19 protein-coding genes and 1 tRNA gene are annotated in these 16685 nt (G+C 43.2%); 11 read left to right on the top strand and 9 right to left on the bottom strand.

The window, feature by feature from the left end; translation table 11 throughout:
* Positions 1-26 precede the first annotated feature (26 nt).
* Together ispE and lolB are read right to left on the bottom strand one after the other, a co-directional pair.
* Entirely contained in the window at positions 27-896 is an 870-nt protein-coding gene (gene ispE, locus OCU48_RS09830) for a 4-(cytidine 5'-diphospho)-2-C-methyl-D-erythritol kinase (RefSeq protein ID WP_141345948.1), read from the bottom strand.
* The gene (gene lolB / locus OCU48_RS09825) at positions 893-1462 is read right to left on the bottom strand and encodes a lipoprotein insertase outer membrane protein LolB (RefSeq protein WP_244312315.1); all 570 of its coding nucleotides are present in this window, start codon (positions 1460-1462) and stop codon (positions 893-895) included. The genes ispE and lolB overlap by 4 nt, the downstream gene beginning before the upstream one ends.
* Positions 1463-1635: 173 nt before the next feature.
* Between lolB and hemA the strand changes: the two genes are divergently transcribed.
* From hemA to ybaK, 8 genes are all read left to right on the top strand, one after another.
* Positions 1636-2892 carry a glutamyl-tRNA reductase gene (gene hemA, locus OCU48_RS09820; protein WP_141345952.1) on the top strand — a complete coding sequence of 419 codons (1257 nt, stop codon included), beginning with the start codon at positions 1636-1638 and terminating at the stop codon, positions 2890-2892.
* Between the two features lie 16 nt (positions 2893-2908).
* A complete protein-coding gene (prfA, locus tag OCU48_RS09815; RefSeq protein WP_141345954.1) occupies positions 2909-3997 on the top strand; it encodes a peptide chain release factor 1 in 1089 nt (362 codons plus the stop codon).
* A gap of 3 nt (positions 3998-4000) precedes the next feature.
* Positions 4001-4858, top strand: a complete 858-nt coding sequence (gene prmC / locus OCU48_RS09810; RefSeq protein WP_141345956.1) for a peptide chain release factor N(5)-glutamine methyltransferase — start codon at positions 4001-4003, stop codon at positions 4856-4858.
* Complete coding sequence (locus OCU48_RS09805; protein ID WP_141345958.1) at positions 4858-5241, top strand: SirB2 family protein; 384 nt, start codon at positions 4858-4860, stop codon at positions 5239-5241. The genes prmC and OCU48_RS09805 overlap by 1 nt, the downstream gene beginning before the upstream one ends.
* A gap of 3 nt (positions 5242-5244) precedes the next feature.
* Positions 5245-6054: a SirB1 family protein gene (locus OCU48_RS09800; RefSeq protein WP_141345960.1), complete on the top strand. Its 810-nt coding sequence runs from the start codon at positions 5245-5247 to the stop codon at positions 6052-6054.
* Between the two features lie 24 nt (positions 6055-6078).
* Positions 6079-6930 (top strand): 3-deoxy-8-phosphooctulonate synthase, encoded by an 852-nt coding sequence (gene kdsA, locus OCU48_RS09795; RefSeq protein ID WP_141345962.1) that lies wholly within the window; start codon positions 6079-6081, stop codon positions 6928-6930.
* Positions 6931-7055: 125 nt separating this feature from the next.
* Complete coding sequence (gene ushA, locus OCU48_RS09790; RefSeq protein ID WP_141345964.1) at positions 7056-8696, top strand: bifunctional UDP-sugar hydrolase/5'-nucleotidase UshA; 1641 nt, start codon at positions 7056-7058, stop codon at positions 8694-8696.
* Positions 8697-8710: 14 nt separating this feature from the next.
* Complete coding sequence (ybaK, locus tag OCU48_RS09785; RefSeq protein ID WP_141345966.1) at positions 8711-9184, top strand: Cys-tRNA(Pro) deacylase; 474 nt, start codon at positions 8711-8713, stop codon at positions 9182-9184.
* 2 nt (positions 9185-9186) lie between these two features.
* On the opposite strand, the gene OCU48_RS09780 is transcribed toward ybaK, so the two are convergent.
* Positions 9187-9771 (bottom strand): LysE family translocator, encoded by a 585-nt coding sequence (locus tag OCU48_RS09780; RefSeq protein ID WP_141345968.1) that lies wholly within the window; start codon positions 9769-9771, stop codon positions 9187-9189.
* A gap of 108 nt (positions 9772-9879) precedes the next feature.
* On the opposite strand from OCU48_RS09780, the gene OCU48_RS09775 reads away from it, so the two are divergent.
* Positions 9880-10323 (top strand): Lrp/AsnC family transcriptional regulator, encoded by a 444-nt coding sequence (locus OCU48_RS09775; RefSeq protein WP_141346140.1) that lies wholly within the window; start codon positions 9880-9882, stop codon positions 10321-10323.
* 194 nt (positions 10324-10517) lie between these two features.
* Here OCU48_RS09775 and rluF read toward each other — a convergent pair whose 3' ends face one another.
* Entirely contained in the window at positions 10518-11522 is a 1005-nt protein-coding gene (rluF, locus tag OCU48_RS09770) for a 23S rRNA pseudouridine(2604) synthase RluF (protein WP_141345970.1), read from the bottom strand.
* Between the two features lie 18 nt (positions 11523-11540).
* A complete protein-coding gene (gene smrA / locus OCU48_RS09765) occupies positions 11541-12125 on the bottom strand; it encodes a DNA endonuclease SmrA (RefSeq protein WP_141345972.1) in 585 nt (194 codons plus the stop codon).
* A gap of 385 nt (positions 12126-12510) precedes the next feature.
* On the opposite strand from smrA, the gene OCU48_RS09760 reads away from it, so the two are divergent.
* Positions 12511-12587, top strand: a tRNA-Pro gene (locus tag OCU48_RS09760).
* Between the two features lie 492 nt (positions 12588-13079).
* The gene (locus OCU48_RS09755; protein ID WP_141345974.1) at positions 13080-14066 is read left to right on the top strand and encodes a transporter; all 987 of its coding nucleotides are present in this window, start codon (positions 13080-13082) and stop codon (positions 14064-14066) included.
* Between the two features lie 5 nt (positions 14067-14071).
* Here OCU48_RS09755 and OCU48_RS09750 read toward each other — a convergent pair whose 3' ends face one another.
* Genes OCU48_RS09750 through OCU48_RS09735 form a run of 4 tightly spaced genes read right to left on the bottom strand, consistent with a single transcriptional unit; the run spans position 14072 to position 16419 of the window.
* Positions 14072-14611: a hypothetical protein gene (locus tag OCU48_RS09750; protein WP_141345976.1), complete on the bottom strand. Its 540-nt coding sequence runs from the start codon at positions 14609-14611 to the stop codon at positions 14072-14074.
* A gap of 7 nt (positions 14612-14618) precedes the next feature.
* A complete protein-coding gene (locus tag OCU48_RS09745; protein ID WP_244312317.1) occupies positions 14619-15287 on the bottom strand; it encodes a C39 family peptidase in 669 nt (222 codons plus the stop codon).
* A gap of 16 nt (positions 15288-15303) precedes the next feature.
* Positions 15304-15627, bottom strand: a complete 324-nt coding sequence (locus OCU48_RS09740; protein ID WP_141345980.1) for a carbon storage regulator — start codon at positions 15625-15627, stop codon at positions 15304-15306.
* Between the two features lie 27 nt (positions 15628-15654).
* Complete coding sequence (locus OCU48_RS09735) at positions 15655-16419, bottom strand: hypothetical protein (protein ID WP_141345982.1); 765 nt, start codon at positions 16417-16419, stop codon at positions 15655-15657.
* Positions 16420-16685: the final 266 nt, after the last annotated feature.

Raw genomic sequence — 16685 nt, 5'->3', positions numbered from 1 at the left:
GGTGGAAACCTCAAGGTTGCGTCCAGTTAATTGGGTAGTGTTTGGGCAGTAAACTGCGCCAATGTCAGGTGCAAAGGAGAAATGTTGTTTCCTTGTGCAACAAATGCTGTTGTATTTTCAGGGAGTCGTTTTAATATGGTTTCCGCTTCAAATTGAGTATCAAACTCAGCAAAAACGCAAGATCCTGTCCCCGTCAATCTTGACGGCGCGTATTGTAACAGCCATGAAAGTTGCTTATCAAGCTCTGGGTATAGTAAACGCACTATTTTTTCGCAATCGTTTTCGTAAGGACTGCTATCTAGTTCATTCCAGGTACGTTTTTTGGTGTCTCGCGTCAGATCTGGATGAGTAAAAATATCTACAGTGGCGATGCTAACGTCCGGTCTTACGACTAAATACCACTTTTCTGCAGGGGTAACTGGGGTCAGATTCTCACCCACACCTTCAGCAAAGGCAGAAAATCCTTGCACAAATACAGGAACATCAGCACCTAATTTTAAGCCAATCTCGGCTAATTTTGGCAGGGGAACATCCAGATTCCATAAATAATTAAGCGCAACCAAAGTCGTCGCGGCATTTGAAGAACCGCCACCAATACCGCCTCCCATAGGAAGAACTTTCTTTATGTGGATATCGGCACCAAATTGACATTGCGAGTGTGCTTTTAAGGCTGTTGCGGCTTTCCAAATAAGATTTTGTTCTACTGGCACACCTGTAAGCTCAGGGGTGACAGTAACCTTTCCACTGTTATTAGCCGTAATGGTGAGTTCATCGCCAAAATTAATGAACTGAAATAAGGTTTGTAGTTCGTGGTAGCCATTTGCGCGGCGACCCGTAATGTAGAGAAAAAGATTAAGCTTGGCGGGAGAGGGCCAAGTAGTCGTTGTGGTTATCATTGGATCTCCCACTTACTAACAGCAATATTTAACTTAATAGGATCACGAGATAGAGTCATTTTATTTGGAAGAATGACATCATTCTCTTCTTGGTAGCCTTTATAATCCATCAACCAAGTTTGCTCTCCGCGAGTTTGCTGTAGAGAAAGCAATGTACCGTTGTCGGCTACCTGGAAGTTATCTGCCGCGGTAGGTTGCCCTTTAATCCAGTCTTGCATGTACACAATGGGTAGGCGCATTCCGGTTAACTGATAGAAAAGTAGATCAGCATCTTTGTCGAAGTAGCGATTGCCATCAATGTCGGTGACTTTAGCTCCTTCGTCGTCAATCACCAGATTTAGAACGGTTTTACCTAAAAACGTCGACAGACGTAGTTCACTTTTCTCGGGAGATTGCTTCCAATGGAAATTAAGGCTCTGGCGCTGGGTTGGATCTATATAGCCGAGCTTTCCTGTAATGCGAAAATGAGTCAGAGCAGAAAGTTTTTGCTGATGATCTTGATACTCCACGCTGTGCGTAGGTATGTGCTGTGTCGTTTCACAGCCAAACAAAAGTGAAATCAACACAATTGGCGTAAACCTAACCAACCATTTAGAAAAAAGGGATATTTGAGTCATTTGCATGGCAAGAATGAGAGTTCTGATTCAAGGTTTGTGCCAATGATACAATAAAGCCTCTTTTATTGCTGTAGTGGTTCAAGTAAAATTGCGGTTTTGTTTTGTCCATGTCTAAGTAGTCCATGTCTCTATTGACCATAGGAATCAATCACAATACCGCTTCGGTGGAACTGAGAGAAAAAGTCGCGTTTTCTCCAGATAAGATGAGCGATGCCTTGCAGCAGTTGCAATCAATGCCTGTGGTCAGCGGCAGCGTGATCTTATCTACGTGTAACCGCACAGAGCTCTATGTTGATGTCGATGCGCAGGCAAGTAGCGATATTGTTGATTGGTTGATTGACTTCCACCAGGTTGATGATAGTGATTTAAAGCCAAGTATCTATACACATAGTGATGAGTTAGCTATCCAGCATCTAATGCGAGTATCTTGCGGGCTGGACTCTCTTGTTTTGGGCGAACCCCAAATATTGGGGCAGGTAAAGCAAGCCTACGCTGACGCAAAAGAGCATGAGGCAGTGCAAGGTAACCTAGATAAGCTTTTTCAAAAGGCTTTCTCTGTTGCTAAGCGTGTTCGTACTGAAACCGATATTGGTGGCAATGCAGTATCCGTAGCTTATGCAGCCTGCACCCTAGCAAAACATATTTTTGAGTCTTTAGATCGCTCACGAGTACTGCTAGTAGGTGCTGGTGAAACCATTGAATTAGTTGCCAAGCATTTGTCTGATAATGGATGCACACAAATGACGGTAGCTAATCGAACCAAGGAGCGAGCTGCAGGTTTAGCATCGCAGTTCGATGCGCAAGTAGTGAGCTTAAGCGAGATCCCTACCGCGCTGGCACAAGCAGACATAGTGATCAGCTCAACGGCAAGTCCTTTGCCCATTATTGGTAAGGGGATGGTTGAAAGTGCGCTTAAATCTCGTCGACACAAGCCGATATTGTTTATCGATATTGCAGTCCCTCGTGATATTGAATCGGAGGTGTCAGAGTTAAGCGACGCATACCTTTATACTGTCGACGATTTACAGTCCATCATTGATCAGAATATTGAACAGCGCAGAGCTGAAGCGGTTCAGGCTGAAAAAATCATTGGTATTGAGAGTAAAGAGTTTCAAAGTTGGTTGCGTTCTCGAAAAGCAGTAGAAAGCATTAGAGATTATCGCCGTGTATCTCACACGATAAGACAAGACTTGCTTGCTAAGAGCTTGCAAGCTTTGAACACTGGTGGTGATCCCGAAAAAGTATTACTAGAGTTAAGCAACAAATTGACCAATAAGCTTATCCATACCCCAACTAAGGCGCTTCAAGAGGCTGCAGAGAAGGGTGAGTTGGATGATTTGGCTGTATTGAGAAAGAGCCTAGGTCTTGAAGACCTTTAACTAATTTAAGAAGAATATGAAAGCATCGATTTTAGTGAAGTTAGAAACGCTGGTTGAGCGTTACGAAGAAGTTCAGCACCTGCTTGGTGATCCCGATGTTATTGGTGATCAAAACAAGTTCCGAGCGCTATCAAAAGAGTATTCTCAGCTAGAGGAAGTAACTAAGTGCTTCCAAGCCTATCAGCAAGCTCAAGAAGACCTTGAAGCGGCACAAGAAATGGCTAACGAAGATGATCCTGAGATGAAAGAAATGGCTCAGGAAGAAATCAAAGATGCAAAAGCAAACATCGAGTCTTTGACTGATGAGCTACAAATCTTACTGTTACCTAAAGATCCAAACGATGAGCGCAACTGTTTCCTTGAGATCCGCGCTGGTGCGGGTGGTGATGAAGCAGGTATTTTCGCTGGCAACCTTTTCCGTATGTACTCTAGGTTTGCGGAGAAGAAAGGCTGGCGAGTTGAAGTCATGAGCGCCAACGAATCAGAGCAAGGCGGCTATAAAGAAGTGATCGCTAAGATTTCTGGTGACAGTGTTTATGGCACAATGAAGTTTGAGTCTGGCGGTCACCGTGTACAGCGTGTTCCTGAGACTGAATCTCAAGGTCGTGTGCATACTTCTGCATGTACCGTTGCGATCATGCCTGAGATCCCTGAAGCAGATCTGCCTGAGATTAAAGCAAACGATCTTAAAATTGATACTTTCCGTGCCTCTGGCGCGGGTGGTCAGCACGTTAACACCACTGACTCTGCTATTCGTATTACTCACTTGCCAACAGGCACTGTGGTTGAATGTCAGGACGAGCGTTCACAGCATAAGAACAAAGCGAAGGCAATGTCTGTGCTAGCGGCTCGTATTATTCAGGCGGAAGAGGCGAAGCGTGCAGCCGAGGTTTCTGATACTCGTCGTAACTTACTGGGTTCAGGTGACCGTAGTGACCGTATCCGTACCTACAACTACCCACAAGGCCGTGTATCTGATCACCGTATCAACCTGACTCTTTATCGTCTAAACGAGATATTGGAAGGTGATATGCATGCGCTTATCGACCCTGTTATGACTGAGCACCAAGCTGATCAGTTAGCTGCACTGTCTGAGCACGGCTAATTCGTGTCTTTGCCTAGTATTCAAGAGTCGCTCGTTGCAGCGACTCTCTTATTGACAGAATCCGGCGCTGATTCAGCAAAGCTTGATGCGTCTGTACTGCTTTGTCATGTGCTAAAGAAGCCTCGTAGTTACTTGTTAACATGGCCAGAGAAAGCGCTGACAGAAGAGCAGAATGAAGTATTTAATGCTTTGATAGAGCGCCGTGTGAGTGGCGAGCCTGTTGCTTATATTACAGGTGAGCGAGAGTTTTGGTCGCTACCTTTAAAAGTGTCTCCTACTACTTTGATTCCGCGTCCAGACACGGAACGCTTGGTTGAGTTAGCACTAGATAAAATAGGTCCAGAGTCGGGTAAAGGGTTAGATCTTGGCACTGGCACTGGCGCTATAGCGCTAGCCTTAGCGTCAGAATGTCCTCACTTTGAGTTTATCGGTGTTGATATTCAGGCAGACGCTCAGGTTCTTGCGACAGAAAATGCACGTCAATTGAGCATTCGTAATGCTCGCTTCTTGCATGGTAGTTGGTTTGAACCCGTCGTTAATGAGGGGCCATTTCAGGTCATCGTATCAAACCCACCCTATATTGATGAGCAAGATCCACATTTAGCAATAGGGGATGTTCGCTTTGAACCGGACTCCGCACTAGTGGCTAAGGATCATGGTTTGGCAGATCTTAGGCATATTGCATTGCATGCAACGAAGTACCTTGCGAATAATGGTTGGCTGCTCATGGAGCACGGCTATGATCAAGGCGAAGCAACACGACAAATTCTCACAGAGATGGGCTATGAGTCCGTGTCTACTGAACAAGACTATGCCGGTCAAGATAGAGTGACCTTAGGCCAATTTAAAGGAAGAAATTAATGTACGTTGCATTAAAGCACATTCATCTAATGTTGATAGCACTGAGCGCAGGATTATTTCTGACTCAGTATATCTTGATGGTGACTAAGTCACCGTTACAAAACAAGACATTCATTAAAGTTGTACCACATGCCGTAAATGGCTTGCTGATCTTATCTGGCATCATGCTGCTGTTTGTGACTGGCTGGGTTCCATTTGCGCCTGGTTCTGAATGGCTATCTGAGAAATTTACTGCGATATTGGCATACATTGCGCTGGGTGTGTTTGCACTGCGTATGGGTAAAAACCAATTACTACGTGGCTTTGCTTTCCTTGGCGCTATGGGGTGGCTATTGATGGCATTCAAGATTGGTATGACGAAAATGCCAATGTTTATGGGGTAAACAATGTCAGATCTGTGGTTTAACGGTCTTGAAGATTTAGAGTTGGTTGAAGGCGCTTTACGTCTTTGCTCTCAGGTTGATCCTAGCATTAATGCTACTTGGGTTGAGTTGCAATTAGAAAAAATGCTTGATGAAGCTGAACAGGTTTTATCGAGAGAAACAAATGAGAAAGCGCGCTTTGACGCCTTGCTGCGTATGTTCTATCAAGAATGGGGCTTTCAGGGAGATTATGAAAACTACTTTTCTTCTGAGAATGCTTTTGTAGAAAAGGTTCTACAACGTAAGAAGGGGATTCCGGTCAGTCTTGGTGCACTACTGCTGTATTTAGGGCGTAAACTCGGTTTTCCTATTGAAGGAGTAAGTTTTCCAACTCAGTTTTTGCTAGTGGTTAAATGGCCAGATATGAAGCCTGATTATGTAAACCCTTTCAATGGAGAGTATGTTGCCAAACACACCTTGCTCTCTTGGCTTAAAGGCGCTGAGGGTAATGCTGCGATGCTTAAACCAGAGCATTTGTCGATAGCGGATACTTCTACCATTATCGGGCGTTGGCTAGGTGTGCTAAAGGGCGCTCTTATGCGCGAGGAACGCTATACTCAAGCTTTGGAGTGTAGCAACCTTGCGCTTAGCTTGGTACCTGAAGACCCGTATGAAATTCGTGACAGAGGCTTCATATATCAGCAGCTCAATTGCTTCCAGATTGCACGTAAAGATTATGAGTTTTTCATTGAGAAATGTCCTAATGATCCCGCAGCAGACATGCTTAAGCTGCAATTAAAATCAATTGACGACGAGCCAGTGGTTTTACACTAGCTTCAAAAATAAAGAGAGATACACATGGAACAAAAAGTAGTTCAGGTTGGTGATATTTCAGTAGCCAATGATAAGCCTTTCACACTATTTGGTGGGATCAATGTTCTTGAGTCACGCGATCTCGCAATGCGTGCATGTGAACACTATGTTGAAGTAACGGATCGCTTAGGTATCCCTTACGTATTTAAGGCTTCGTTTGACAAAGCAAACCGCAGCTCAGTGCACTCTTATCGTGGTCCAGGCCTAGAAGAAGGAATGAAGATCTTTGAAGAGCTGAAGTCTACGTTCGGTGTAAAAATCATTACGGATGTGCATACTGAAGCGCAAGCTCAGCCTGTTTCAGAAGTGGTTGATGTTATTCAGCTTCCTGCTTTCTTAGCCCGTCAAACGGATCTTGTTGAAGCAATGGCAAAAACTGGCGCTGTGATCAATGTGAAGAAGCCGCAGTTTATGAGTCCAAACCAGGTGGGTAACATCGTTGATAAATTTGCTGAGTGTGGCAATGAAAAAATTATCTTGTGTGAGCGTGGTGCATGCATGGGATATGACAACTTAGTTGTTGATATGCTGGGCTTTGGCGTGATGAAAAAGGTATCAAGCGGTAGCCCTATCATTTTTGATGTGACTCACTCACTACAGATGCGAGATCCAAGTGGTGCTGCGTCTGGTGGTCGTCGTGAGCAGACGGTAGATTTAGCTAAAGCAGGTCTTGCTACCGGTATTGCTGGCTTGTTTATTGAAGCGCATCCAGATCCAGATAAAGCGCGTTGTGATGGTCCTTCGGCTCTACCTTTAGATAAATTAGAACCATTTTTGGCACAAATGAAATCGCTGGATGATTTGATTAAGAGCTTTGCTCAAATCGATATCAATTAGGTTTTACTACCTAACATTGTGATAGTTATAGTAAAAACGGGCTTTGCATTCGCAAGCCCGTTTTTTTGTTGCTATTTTTTGTGCGAATACATTTCATTGGAAAGAAATACATGGAACGGTTAAAAATGAAATCGCTAGTTTTAGCAGTCGCTGTCGGTACGCTTGCGGTAGGCTGTGCTTCAGATAATGTTGTTGAAACCAACGACGTTCAAAAGCTGACAATCTTACATACCAATGACCATCACGGTCGGTTCTGGCCAAATAAATATGGTGAGCTAGGTATGGCGGCAAGAAAGACGCTTATCGATCAAATCAGAGAGGAAGTAGAATCTGAAGGTGGCGCTGTATTGCTCCTTTCCGGTGGTGACATTAATACAGGTGTTCCAGAATCGGATCTATTGGATGCAGAGCCAGATTTCAAAGGCATGACGTTACTCGGCTATGATGCAATGGCGTTGGGTAACCATGAATTTGATAATCCATTATCTGTTCTAGAAAAGCAGCAAGAGTGGGCTGAGTTTCCTATGCTGTCTGCCAATATTTATGACAAAGAAAGTCAAACACGCAAATTCCAGCCTTATCAGATGTTTGAGAAAGAAGGCTTGAAGATAGCCGTCATTGGATTAACCACCGAAGACACAGCTAAAATCGGTAATCCAGAATATATCCAATCTCTCGATTTCAGAGATCCAAAACCTGAAGCTAAGCAATTGCTAGCAGAGATAGAGCAGTCCGAGCAGCCGGATATCACTATTGCTGTGACTCATATGGGTCACTATCAAGACGGTAACAATGGAGGCAATGCTCCGGGTGATGTGGCATTAGCTCGCTATCTTCCTACGGGAGCTCTAGACATGGTGATAGGTGGACATTCGCAAGAGCCCGTTTGTATGGAAGGGCCTAATCTGGTTAAGAAGCAATTTAAACCTGGTGATGAGTGTCAACCTGATCAACAAAACGGCACCTGGATTATGCAAGCCTTTGAGTGGGGTAAGTATGTAGGACGTGCCGATTATGAGTATGAAAATGGTGAACTGAACCTTGTTCACTATGAGCTTGTACCTATCAACCTGACTAAAAAGGTTGAAGTCGATGGTAAGAAAGAACGTGTCATCGTAGGGGAAGAAATTGAGCAAGATTCAGATATCGAAGATTTCTTAGCCCCATATCAAGAGCAAGGTCAGGCAAAGCTAAATGTGAAGATTGCCGAGTCAAACGGCAAACTAGAGGGCGACCGCAATAAGGTTAGATTTGAGCAAACCAATCTAGGACGCTTGATTGCCACTGCGCACATGACTCGTGCAAAAGCTGACTTTGGGGTAATGAACTCAGGTGGTGTGCGAGATTCAATTGCACAGGGCAATATCACTTATAAAGATGTGCTAACGGTTCAGCCGTTTGGCAATATTGTGACCTATGTTGATATGACGGGTGTTGAAGTATTGGATTACCTCAATGTTGTAGCGTTGAAACCTACAGACTCAGGTGCTTATGCTCAGTTTGCTGGTATTTCAATGACAGTGACTAGCAAAGGTGTTACTGATGTGATTGTCGACGGAAAAGCGATTGACCCTAACGAGATGTATCGCTTTAGTATCCCTAGTTTCAACGCTGCAGGTGGTGATGGCTACCCTGTGATAACCGGCCACTCTGGTTATGTCGATACTGGATTCGTTGATGCTGAGGTTCTTAAAGAGTATCTTGAGAGCCATAGTCCACTAGACGTAACTCTATACGAGCCAAATGGCGAAGTTCGTTACCAGTAAATTAAGAGAGAAACATGACACCTGCTGTACGTTTATTGAAAAAGAACAAGGTACCTTTTGAACTTCATCAATATAAGCATGACCCAAACCATGAAAGCTTCGGTTTAGAGGCTGTAGAGGCAACGGGAAAGCCAGCGGAGCAGGTGTTTAAAACTCTATTATTCTCAGTGGATGGCAGCATTCAAGGTTTAGGGGTTGCTGTTGTCCCTGTTAAAAAAAAGCTAAACCTTAAGCTTGCCGCCAAGGCAAACAAGCTTAAAAAGGCAGTAATGGCAGATCCTACATTGGCACAAAAAATCACTGGTTATCTTGTTGGAGGAATCAGTCCGTTAGCTCAGAAGAAACGCTTACCAACGTTTATTGATCAAAGTGCTGAGCACCAAGCGACCATCTGTATTAGTGGCGGTAAGCGAGGGCTAGAAATTGAGATCAATCCACAGCGATTAGTTGAGCAAGTGCAAGGCCAATTCATTCCTCTAAGCGAATAACGCTAGAGCATCGAAACAGCAGATAACACAAGTAATGATGCCATGATTGCATTGAAGCTTTTAATTCGTATCGTTGTAGTCAGCCAACGTTGTAGTTGAGTGCCGGCTAATGTCCACAGAGTGACAGATGGGATATTGGCTAAGGTAAACATCCCTGCAATGATTAACAGTTCCCACCAAGCGCCTGTCGCACTAAACAGCGCGATAGCAGTCAATGCCATTGACCATCCTTTTGGGTTTACCCATTGAAAGCATGCCGCACTTATAAAATTCATCGGTGTAAAAGAACTTTGTTCTTTTATCTTACCGCTGGTGGCTATCTTCGCAGCCAAGTAAAGTAAATACCCGAGGCTCACATATTTGAGTATGGTGTGGCTTTGAGGATACGCATTAAAAACGCTAATTAATCCAACACCTACCAAGATCAGCATTACTGCAAATCCTATCGTAATCCCGAGCATGTGGGGGATGGTTTTTTTAAATCCGACATTAGCACCAGAACTCATCAACATTATATTGTTTGGGCCTGGAGTCGATGTGGATACAAGTGCAAATAGTAGCAGTGCGCCTAAATGATGCAGTTCCATGATTAAATCTTCTATCGTGAATCGAGAGAACAATTTTAATTGGAGCAATGAGCAATAGTTTTGCTTATATTAGTAGTAATGAACCAAATTGAACAATCTGAGTGCGCTATGGATAAGTTTGACGAAAGAATATTGCACGAATTAAAGCAGAGTGGAAAAGTAGCCAATGTTGAATTGGCAGAGAAAGTCGGTTTATCCGCTTCAGCAACATTGCGAAGAGTTCAGGATCTCGAACGAAAAGGAGTAATTAAAGGTTATAGAGTACTTCTTGATAGTGCACAGCTTGGCGTGGGTTTCGTTGCTTACGTGTCGATAGGGCTTTCATCTCACAGCAAGAAAGCACAGAATACCTTTGAAGATCATGTACGTTTTGTAGAAGAAGTTGTTGAGTGTCATAACATTACAGGCGCTAATGAATACCTATTGCGAATCGAGACGAAAGATTTGGCCTCGTATAAATACATTCATGCCGATGTGTTAGGGGAGTGTGAATACGTGAAATCCATTACTACTATGGTGGTGATGGACTCGCCTAAGGATGAGAGGCAGTAGATTTTATAGCCGAAATAAAGGGTCTTGATGTCACAAGTAAACGGTCACTCTGACAGCTGAAAGCCAGAAGAAGCACAGTCATTCCCGCATGATTTTAGCGGGAATCTTACTGCGTTAGGTAACAGAGTTTGAGTTTAGGTGTCGAAGCAAAATTCGTGTTGATAAACATTCTGACAGCTGACAGCTATCTACTTTTACTTCTTCAGGCTCAATTTACCTTTCACTCGAGGCTTATTGCTGTCACTTGGCTTTGCAGGATTAGTCGGCTTTGAGTAACTCTTATTACCTGATGACTGACCTGAAGACGGTTTTCCCTTTGGTCTATGTCTGCTAGGGGTAAACTTGCCATCAAATACCTGTTTTTGCTCATCGCGATTGCGGCGGGCTCTGGATACCTGGTTTTCTTCGCGGCTATCGTAAAGCTTAGCATCAGTGGCTTTCCTGATATGTCGTCCCTGAGCATCCTTTATCGATGCCTCTTCCGTTCCCACAGAGTCGCCACTAAGTTCAAGTAAGGTTCGCACCTCATCGTCGCTTAAGTAGCGCCATTTGCCGTTGGGAATACCATCGATGGTGATATTCATAATACGCACTCGGCGTAGTTTGAATACACGGTAATCTAACGCTTCACACATGCGTCGAATCTGGCGATTTAGGCCCTGTGTTAAGACAATACGAAAGCTGTATTCAGACTCTTTGGTGATTTCACATGGTAAAGTCACTGTGTCCAGAATAGACACGCCACTTGCCATCTTCTTTAAAAACTCAGGAGTGATAGGTCTATCAACACGGACCACATACTCTTTTTCGTGATTGTTCCCTGCACGAAGGATCTTATTTACAATATCGCCATCATTGGTTAAGAAAATTAGGCCGTCAGAGGGTTTGTCCAATCGTCCAATCGGGAAAATACGCTCTTTGTGTCCAATAAAGTCGACAATGTTTCCAGGGATATCGCGCTCTGTAGTACAGGTAATGCCTGTAGGTTTGTTCAGTGCAATGTAGATAGCCTTACGCTTTGCTCGTAGCGGATTGCCATCAACAAGAACTTCATCCTCTGAAGTGACCTTTGTGCCCATCTCTGGAACTTTACCATTAATGGTTACTCGGCCTTGTTCTATCAGTTTGTCCGCTTCTCTACGAGAGCAGAAGCCAGTTTCACTGATGAATTTATTTAGTCGCTTTGCGTTATCAGACATAGTTCTCTCTGTTTTGAGTTAACCTTGACGTTTTTGGTGACGTTCTCGGTTCTCTAGTTTTTTTTCTTCGTTCTTCTTCAGCATTACATAGATCGCGCCACTTCCACCGTGAAAGGCTTGAGCTGAATGAACACAAAGTACTTCATTAATTTGTTGTAGCCAAAAAGCTACGTAGCTTTTCATTAGTGCTGGTGGGTTTGAGTTATGACCCTTGCCATGCACTATGATGATGGTTCTTGCTTCTAGCCTTAAGCATTGCTTAAGGAAGTGTACAACTTCGTCTCGTGCTTGGGTTAGGGTTCTGCGATGCAGATCTAACTTGGCTTGAATTGGGTACTTGCCCAGCCTCAATTTACGATAAACGCCATTTTGTACACCGCTACGTTTAAACTCGATAATGTCGTCAGGCTTTAGCATGGGGGCATTATCAAGCGTTAAGTATTCGGGTAGTTCTTCTTCAATACTTACTGCTGCCAATTGTCTCAGCAGATGGTTTTCATCAGCAGTATGAGACTTTTTATGAACAGCAGTGTCGTGATGGAGAGGTTTAACATCTCCCATCATCTCCTGGAAGGAAAAATCATTGTCAAATTCTTCAGACATAAATATCAAGAAACGGTTTGGGATAGGGAGATTATAATTGGAAAAAGACGTACGTCACTTAAAAAAGAAAAACCGAGGCAATTCAGATTGCCTCGGCGCAACAATTAGCTGCCAACTGATCTATTGAGGAGATTCATCACTCATTACTGAATGATGTAACCATAGTAATTTGTGACTTGAAAGTAGAGATGATCTAGATCAATTGTTATTCGTATGTAACTTTAAGTTTGCTAAATATGGTTGCTGGCTCCCGTTTCTTGTGAGGGAGCTTAATCTTTCGCCATATAAGAATTTCAAATGCATTTTTATAAAGATAGGTATTGCGCAGTCAGAAAAAATCCGTATTATACGCGGTCTCAGCAGGAAATACTCCTCATTGAGAATTCGGTGAATAGCGCAGCTTGGTAGCGCATCTGGTTTGGGACCAGAGGGTCGGGGGTTCGAATCCCTCTTCACCGACCATATTAGAAAAGCTCGTCAGAAATGACGGGCTTTTTGCGTTTTAGAATACACTGTTTTCACTGGTGCACGGGTCGGGTGCGGAAGCCCGCCGCGTTCGAATCCCTCTTCACCGACCACCTTTAGAAACCCCGCACTCGTTGCGGGGTTTTGTCGTTTAGAGAGGAAGGAAAGTACATGTCGTGGGCTGGAATGCCAGTCCAATCGGATCCCTCTTCATCGACCATATCTAGAAACCTCGCACTCGTTGCGGGGTTTTGTTGTTTAAGGACATAGAGAAGCACATGTCCTTGACTATCGTACTAATCCGTAGGAAGCCCAGTCCCAGTCCATCTTCACTGACCATATTAGAAAACCCCACCAAAAATGGCAGACTCTTTCCTTTATGAAAGAGGGCTGAATTACACCTTCTTGATGGTTAATTTTTGTACTAAATATTTGCGATATACGCAAAATTGACTAAAAATTAAACACCCCAAAAAGAAGGATATTGTGATGTTGGACAAACCGATTGTCTGGTGTGGCACCGTTTTATTGTGCATGAGCCAAAGTATTTATGCAGAAGAAAACAATGATGTCACGCTAACAGTAGGCGACGTCATTGATAAACCAGGGGTCCTATCCCCCAAAGGAACTTGGTCCTTAGAAGGCTCTCTTAGTTTTACTCAAAACTCTTCAAACCGTGTTTCTGTCGTTGGTTATACCGTACTCCCCACGCTAATTGTTGGGCGGATTGAGGTCAGTGATGCGGACTTTGTTACAACTACATTTGGGCTAACAGCGCGTCTCGGATTAACCAATGCGACGGAGTTTGAGTTGAGATTGCCTTATGTCTACCGTAACGATCAGATAGTCGTTAGACCGATTCAAGATGGCTCTCCGGATGTGATTAGCCGTTCGAATAGCGGTGGAGCAATGGGGGATCTAGAAATTGGTTTACGCCATCAGTTTAATTTCGATAGCACGCCCTATTGGATAGGAGGGTTGAGGCTAAAAACCAAAACCGGTCGCTCTCCTTATGAAATAGACATTGATGAAACAACTAATACCTTAGAGGATGTTTCAACAGGTTCAGGGTTTTGGAGTATTGAACCTAGCCTCACCATGCTGTACCCAACGGATCCCGCTGTGTTATTTGCCAATATAGGGTACATCTATAATTTTAAAGATAAAGTAGAGGTGGGGGGGAGTGAGGAGCAAGAAATTGATCTAGGAGATACCATATCAATTGGCGGTGGTATGGGCTTTGCTGTTAACCCAGATCTATCTTTTTCAATAGGAGTAAACCACAGAACCATTTTAAAGAGTAAGATCAACGGACAAGAACCTGACGATGCCAAACTTCTTCATTTAGATTCTTTAACTTTTGGCGTAAATCTAAGAATGAACCCGCGATCTTCGCTCAATATAAGCGCACAAGCAGGTCTTACCGAGGATACTCCAGATTTTCAATTGTCAGTTAGAGTTCCATACTACTTCTAGTCCAATTAGTATCTATGTTGTAGTAGAGATTCTTTTAATCGAAGATCATCGCGAATTTGCTTGTTGACGCTTTCAACGCGAGCATCCACATCAACGACGGTATTGAGGCCGAGAACGCTGTTATCTAGAGTGTTTTGAATAATATTAATAATGCCAGGCCCAGTTACAATATCGGGTTTTGTTACCCCAGGTGAACTAGGTTGGTTAGCTTTCCCTTCTATGAAGTTACCTTCACCCACCTGCACTGCATTTATCTCTGTAAAACTACTGTCGTTGTCTAGTGTAGGCTCTGCGGTAAGATTGCCGTTGCGAAATACCAAGTTGGCTATAGTGGCTTGATAGATATTCTTGCCATTTACCGCTGCTGTGATACTGATTCCAATATCAATGACATAATCATTGCTGAGTCGAAACCCACCACGCAGAGTTGATAAGGTGTAGTTATCAGCGATTTGGATGTCTGTCATATCCAATTCATCTGCATGTAGCAAACTGATTGGTAGCATCAATAACCCAAATGCGACTATTAATTTATTAGCTATCATGTGACTCCTAATAATCCCCAGAAGATGGAAGAGTAATACTATGTAACCCGATAGAATCTCTTATTATTCCTGTCTCTAAAGGAGAGGATGCATAAATGGAGAAAGTATCCGCATCGACAAAGTTAGTCCTTCCGACATCTGCTTCATTTCGTACCAATAAAACAAGGCCTTGGTAGTATTGATTAAATTCGTTTATCGGCATAACCATTGTTCCTCTAGAGGGATCACCTAATACTACGTTGTTATCTCCTATACCTTTGATTACGACAAAGTGCATGTAACCGTCAAAATTCACTAATGTGATTCCAGGGACTCCAGCTTTGCGCATTCTTTCTAGGCTTATCTTGAATCCATCTGCTTTTAAACCAACAGATTCAAGGTAGTACTTCATATCGAGTAGTGAGAACCCTTTCCGATTAATAAGCTCTTGGTTTCCTTTTTCATACATAGCGTTAAAAATTTGCTGTTCTTCAGAGGGGCGTTGATAGTGAAACTGTAATAAAGAAGCCAGTGCGGCCGAGCCACAACTGAAATCGTATTGCTGGCGGTAGATATCACCAAACACGATTTCTTTGTAACTTTTTACAGGGACAGAATAGTTTGCCCTGTGTGGTAGAAATTCAATAGCGAAGGTTGATGCTGAGAATGTCAGCATCAACCAGGCTAGGGGACTCATTATCCTCTTCATGTTGCTATTCAATACTCAGGTTGACGACGGTTGAATTCTGGATTAATACGTTATTACCAGTATTTTGAATAACACTAGAAATACCTGAATTATCCGAAAACGCGCCTGGAGAGAGAATATTGTTACCACTCATTGTGTTAATTGCCATATTCCCTTCACTAGTACCATCGATATCAGAAGCTAGGCTAGTAACATCTAGTTCTACGGACTGCTTGCCTCTAGATTGTTCCATAACTTCATTGCCGACAGCACTATCAGGTAACATCAGTTCATCCGCGTGCACAGAGAAGGTTAACATTAAACTGATTGTGCACATTATCAAACGCATAGTTCACTCCTAGCTCAGTAAAGCTGCTTACTCAGGAATAATGCTTGCATTAGTGTTAACAGATTGTTGAACCAAAGAGTTTGCACCAGCATTTTGAGCAACAGATGTAATACCAGCAACATTTCGCATGCCATCAACACTGTTGACTGCTCGAAGGTTCACAGCACCCGAAGCTGAAGGTCGACTAGAGCGTCCTCGTTGTTCATAACCGCCACCGCTACTACCAATTTCGATTTCGTTATCATTTACTTCACCATCTAAAGATGAATTAGCAACAACGAAAGTTGCATCTATGTCCAATTCATAGGTTTGGTTGTAGCTATCGTTGGTGCTCCCATCAGCATCAATGTTAAAGCTGTCAGCTACATCAAGGTTTTTACTGTTGTCTGTATCATGAGTACTGTTGTTGCTTTTATCGACATCAATATCAGTGTCTAAATTAAAGCTGTCAGCTACATCAAGATTTTTACTGTTGTCTGTATCATGAGTACTATTGTTGCTTTTATCGACATCAATATCAGAGTCAAGATTAAAGCTGTCAGCTACTTCCAAGCTGTTACTGTTGTCGTCAGTATTGTTGTGGTTGTTACCACTACCTTGCATGTTTGCACTGTCTTCCCATTGCTTATTGTTGTTACCACCATTTACGTAGTTGTCATCGACTTCAACGCTATCGGAAGGAACTGACTGAGTATTAGGACCATCGTTACCACGACGACCATCAGCGAACGCATTACCACTCAGTAGAATTGCAGCTAACGCTAGTGCAATACCGGTTTTATTCATGTTCATAATAAGTACCCCATTATCCTTGTTCGTCCAGTTTGAGGGTTTGCAAAAATACGCCTTCGCTCTCACTTCTCCCCGAGAGCAATCAGATTATAGGTAAGCAAAAGTAGTGTGATGGAGAGGCGAAAGCTGATTTAGATGGCAGTATCGATAAGCCTCGATAAAACCAATAAAAAACAATTGGTTACGATGCTTTTGTTAAGGGTTGCTTAGAGTATGAAAAGCCGTGTTAAAAAAGTATGAATAAGAGTTAGTTTTAGCACTAGTGA

Origin of the sequence: Vibrio inusitatus, from assembly GCA_024346935.1 — a bacterium.
Taxonomy (GTDB): domain Bacteria; phylum Pseudomonadota; class Gammaproteobacteria; order Enterobacterales; family Vibrionaceae; genus Vibrio; species Vibrio inusitatus.
This window is presented reverse-complemented; position numbering and strand designations above follow the sequence as displayed.